The 4,030-nt window shown below is 56.7% G+C and carries 5 protein-coding genes; 4 read left to right on the forward strand and 1 reads right to left on the reverse strand.

Annotated features, from left to right (window positions below; all coding sequences use genetic code 11):
• A partial coding sequence (locus AC2FNC_RS20360) for an AraC family transcriptional regulator ligand-binding domain-containing protein (protein ID WP_496716506.1) occupies positions 1-283 on the reverse strand: 283 nt, incomplete at its 3' end.
• 150 nt (positions 284-433) lie between these two features.
• Between AC2FNC_RS20360 and AC2FNC_RS20365 the strand changes: the two genes are divergently transcribed.
• From AC2FNC_RS20365 to AC2FNC_RS20380, 4 genes are read left to right on the forward strand one after another with little or no spacing between them, the layout of a single operon-like run.
• On the forward strand, positions 434-1,498 hold the full coding sequence (locus tag AC2FNC_RS20365; protein ID WP_496716507.1) for a DUF1214 domain-containing protein: 1,065 nt from the start codon (positions 434-436) through the stop codon (positions 1,496-1,498).
• Between the two features lie 15 nt (positions 1,499-1,513).
• Complete coding sequence (locus AC2FNC_RS20370; protein WP_480496621.1) at positions 1,514-2,518, forward strand: DUF1214 domain-containing protein; 1,005 nt, start codon at positions 1,514-1,516, stop codon at positions 2,516-2,518.
• A gap of 20 nt (positions 2,519-2,538) precedes the next feature.
• The gene (locus AC2FNC_RS20375; RefSeq protein ID WP_480477721.1) at positions 2,539-2,757 is read left to right on the forward strand and encodes a YMGG-like glycine zipper-containing protein; all 219 of its coding nucleotides are present in this window, start codon (positions 2,539-2,541) and stop codon (positions 2,755-2,757) included.
• 48 nt (positions 2,758-2,805) lie between these two features.
• Positions 2,806-3,177: a hypothetical protein gene (locus tag AC2FNC_RS20380; protein WP_480496623.1), complete on the forward strand. Its 372-nt coding sequence runs from the start codon at positions 2,806-2,808 to the stop codon at positions 3,175-3,177.
• The last annotated feature ends 853 nt before the right edge of the window (positions 3,178-4,030 follow it).

The raw sequence follows: 4,030 nt of genomic DNA on the forward strand, positions 1-4,030 counted from the left end.
GCGCGGTAGCCAGATCAGGCGCGCTCAGCACAAAACTTGAATACGCGCCGTAACGCGCGTAATCGAATTTGCGGCCAATCCGGGCACCAAGAAGCCTGTCGCCCATCGCACGGGCCACCGTTTCAACCAGAATGCCCTCTGATGCGTAGGGTGCAAAACCCGCTTTCAGCGATAGAACAGAACGGTCTAGGCCGACCGCTTGAAGGGCGTCCGCAACGGTGCTCGCTCCGGCGAAATCTTCAAGCAGTTCCACAACATGGGCCAACTCGCGAATTGTAACCATGTTTCGACGCATTGGGTTAGTTTGTCGGGAATTGTCCGGTGACACAACCCGTCAAGGCGCTGCACAATCGCCCTGCGACAACGGGTTACACCGCCGTTCCCCCAACCCGTCATCACCAACGAAACCTGTGATTTCTTAAGGGACATGTTCGTGAGTAAGTCTTTTGCCCTCTCTATCAGTCTGTCGCTGACGTTGCTGGCCACGATCTGGGCTCAGGCACCGTATGCGAAGGATATGGACACAACCGTCGACAGTTTAAGTGACAGCCGCGAGATCCCGGTTACCATCGACAATTTCATCCGCGCCGCGACTGATCTTGAGCTGGGCAAATATGTGTCACTGGCCGGAGGCGTGAACAGGTTCTTTCACTTTCGCGAACCGACCCCGGTGGATGATCAACCAACAATCCGGATGAACCGCGACACGCTGTACAGCACCGCTGTTATCGACATCAGCGAAGGCGCAACCCTGACGCTGCCAAATGCAGATGGCCGCTATATGACCGCAATGGTTCTCAATCAGGATCATTACATCGAAGAGGTGTTTCACGGTGGTGGCACCTATGCGCTGGATGTCGAGACTTTTGGCACGCCCTATGTTGTCGTCTTCATGCGCGTGTTGGTCGATGCCGCCGATCCTTCGGATGTGGCCACCGTCAACGCGTTGCAGGACCAGATGCTGGTCGAGGCCGGGTCGGCCCGTCCGTTCATCCTTCCCAATTATGACGAAGCCAGTTTTGAGGGGCTGTTACAGAGCATTCTGGCCCTCGGCCCCTATGTGCCGGACAGTTCCCATATGTTCGGCGCGCGTGATCAGGTTCAGGCGGTCCGGCATCTGATCGGCACCGCCGGCGGTTGGGGTGGGTTGCCCGAGCATGAGGCCTATTACGTCAGTGTAGAACCAAATCTGCCAGTGGCCGAGTATCGCATCGATGTTCCCGCCGAGGTGCCGGTCGGGGCGTTCTGGTCTGTCAGCCTTTATAACGCCAGGGGCTTTTTCCAGCCCAACGCGCAAGGTGCCTATAACGTCAATTCAGTGACAGGTGCGCGCAATGGTGATGGATCAATGACCATTCACCTGAGCGGGTGTATGGATGGGCGGGTCAACTGCCTGCCGATCATGGAGGGCTGGAACTATACCGTGCGGATGTATCAGCCCGGGCCCGAGGTTCTCGATGGGACGTGGAGCTTCCCCCCAGTTCGCCTTTTGAATTAACGGAAAGGATTTCTCATGCGACGTCTTCTTTTTGCCCTTGCGCTGTGTGTGCCCTCGATTGCCGCGTCAGAGGAGGTGCGCATCCACAACCTTGTGCGGGCGGAATCTGACACGATGATCCGGGCAAATCTTGCCGCCAATGGGGTGGGCGTGGGCGAAATCGTTCACGAGCGTACGCTGGTTTCGGCGGATGCTCCGCAGCCGATCATCCGCGCAAATCAGGACACGCTTTATTCCGCCGTGATCCTCGACCTGTCCCAGCCGGTCCAGATCACTTTGCCCGACGGCGATGGCCGTTTTCAGTCGATGCTGGCTATCAGCCAGGATCACTATGCCTTTGTCGAGGCGACGCCGGGCACCTATGACCTGACCGAGGACAATGTCGGCACGCGCTTTGCCTTTGTCCTGTTCCGTACATTCGCCGATGCCACGGATGCCGAAGATCTGGCCAGAGCGCATGCGGCGCAGGACGGGATCGAGCTCAGCGGCGGTGGCAACGGCCCGTTCGAAGCGCCGGACTGGGATATGGAAAGCCTGGCCGAAGCGCGCAAGGCGGTGAACGATCTGGCAAGCGCTGTCGGCTTTGATGCGGCCAATGCCTTTGGCCGCAAGGACGAGGTCGACCCGATCGATCACCTGGTCGGCGCCATCGCTGGTTGGGCAGGGCAACCGGCGACCACGGCCTCGGCCGTGATCGCCAGTGTCGATGCAAATGATGGCGAGACGCCCCATGCAATCACGGTCAACGACGTCCCGGTCGACGCGTTTTGGTCGATCACCGTTTACAATGCCGACGGCTATCTTGAGCCGAACGAGCTTGACCGCAACAGTTACAACAACGTTTCTGCCAAGCCCAACGAGGACGGGTCATACACTATCCACTTCGGTGCATGTGACGATGGCCGGATCAACTGTATCCCGACCCCGCCAAACTGGAATTACACCGTCCGCCTGTACCAGCCGCGCGCCGAAATTCTGGATGGAAGCTGGACCTTTCCATCGGCTGAACGGATCAACTGAACCGATAAGGAGACCGAGATATGCAGTTTTCGACAAAGTCACAGGCCACCGCACTCGCCCTGCTGATGGCCGCAATCCTGGCCTTGCCGCTGCCAGCCGAGGCCCAGTCGCAACGAACGAAGAACACGGTTGGCGGTGCCGTCGTGGGGGCTGGGGTGGGGTACCTCGTATCCGGCAGTGACGGCGCAAAAGCCGGAGCCGTCGTCGGTGCCATCGCAGGCTATCGTAAAAAGCGCTAAGGCCACGCTGCACGTGCCGCACGCTATTGAAGAAATGAGGTAGATCACATGAAACGAGTTCCCCTAACGGCAATTTTCGGGATGTGCATTACAGCGCTGGCGAGCACTGCCTCTGCCGATGCGGAGATGGACGAAATCATCGCCGCAGCTGCACCGTTCATGCATCTTAGCTGCGCCAGTGTTCTTGCAGAGCACGAGGATGACCCCGATCAGGTAAGCCAGATCGTGCGTCTCATGGCGATGGTGTCGCTCTACAACCGTCAGATCGATGTCGTGGCTACCGTCCCGGAAGAATATCTGGGCGACCTCAAGACCGAGTTCGTCGAAGAGCTTGAAGACGCCTGCGACAACGACGGTGGCAGGTTGCTGGCCGGGGCAGTGGACGATGCTGTGAGGGAAACCTTTGAAGAGTTCGAATAATCCGCTGCATTAACAATCGGCCGTCGATTGCGGCGGCCGGCTTCTTGATAGGTCTTTTGCAAAATGAAACGGTGCACGGGCGCAAAGGACCATGCCAAACCCGCTGTACAATGGGTGAGATGCACATCAAGGTGAAGGGCATTTGTGACTAAGCACGATTGCCTCCAGCCGTGAAGAGATTCGCAACGCAGCTGTGACGCTCTTGGCTGTCCAGTTCCAACCGCGTTATCCTGTGTTTCAGAAGAAAGCTTGCTTGTTGTTTTCTCACCCTGGCCTTGCCCAACTCTGGGGCCGAAGCCTCTGGGAAACATGGCGCGATTCAGTGGGATTTCGATTGGGTGAAACTCATTCAGGGCATTACCTTTGTCCCAAAGTAGAAGCAGCTCGCAATTGTGTGGCTTTTTGTTGGTTTTTCTTGACCAGTTAATAAATTTGATACATTTTTCACGATAAAGACCTAAATGGAGCACAAATTAACACGAATCTAGACCGTTTTGTTTGTTCACCGCGATCCTTGGGAAAGAGGTTTCACTTCGGTCCAAGGATGGTTTCAAAGCGGCGGCAATGCTAAACTGGAATTCCTGTGCGGGCTGGTTTTGGCAACCTGATATGGAAAGGTATCGCCCCGACACTTCGCATGTGAACAGCGCATCTTGAGGGTCCAAATCTTTCGAACCGGCGGGCACTGGATGCAAATGACCCAAAGCGCCTCGCAAATGAAGGCGCCCAAAAACGAAGATCAACCAACAGAGGACAACCATGAAACAGAAGAGATCAATTTATGCGGTTTTGGCGTTCGGTTTACTGACGGCGACGGCTGCGGCATCGGAAACGGAACTGACGGTATACACTG

The organism is Ruegeria sp. BHSA123, from assembly GCF_059613425.1.

Coding starts and splice junctions, on each gene's coding strand:
- AC2FNC_RS20370 (WP_480496621.1), top strand. CDS start 1,514: ATGCGACGTCTTCTTTTTGCCCTTGCGCTGTGTGTGCCCTCGATTGCC.
- AC2FNC_RS20375 (WP_480477721.1), top strand. CDS start 2,539: ATGCAGTTTTCGACAAAGTCACAGGCCACCGCACTCGCCCTGCTGATG.
- AC2FNC_RS20380 (WP_480496623.1), top strand. CDS start 2,806: ATGAAACGAGTTCCCCTAACGGCAATTTTCGGGATGTGCATTACAGCG.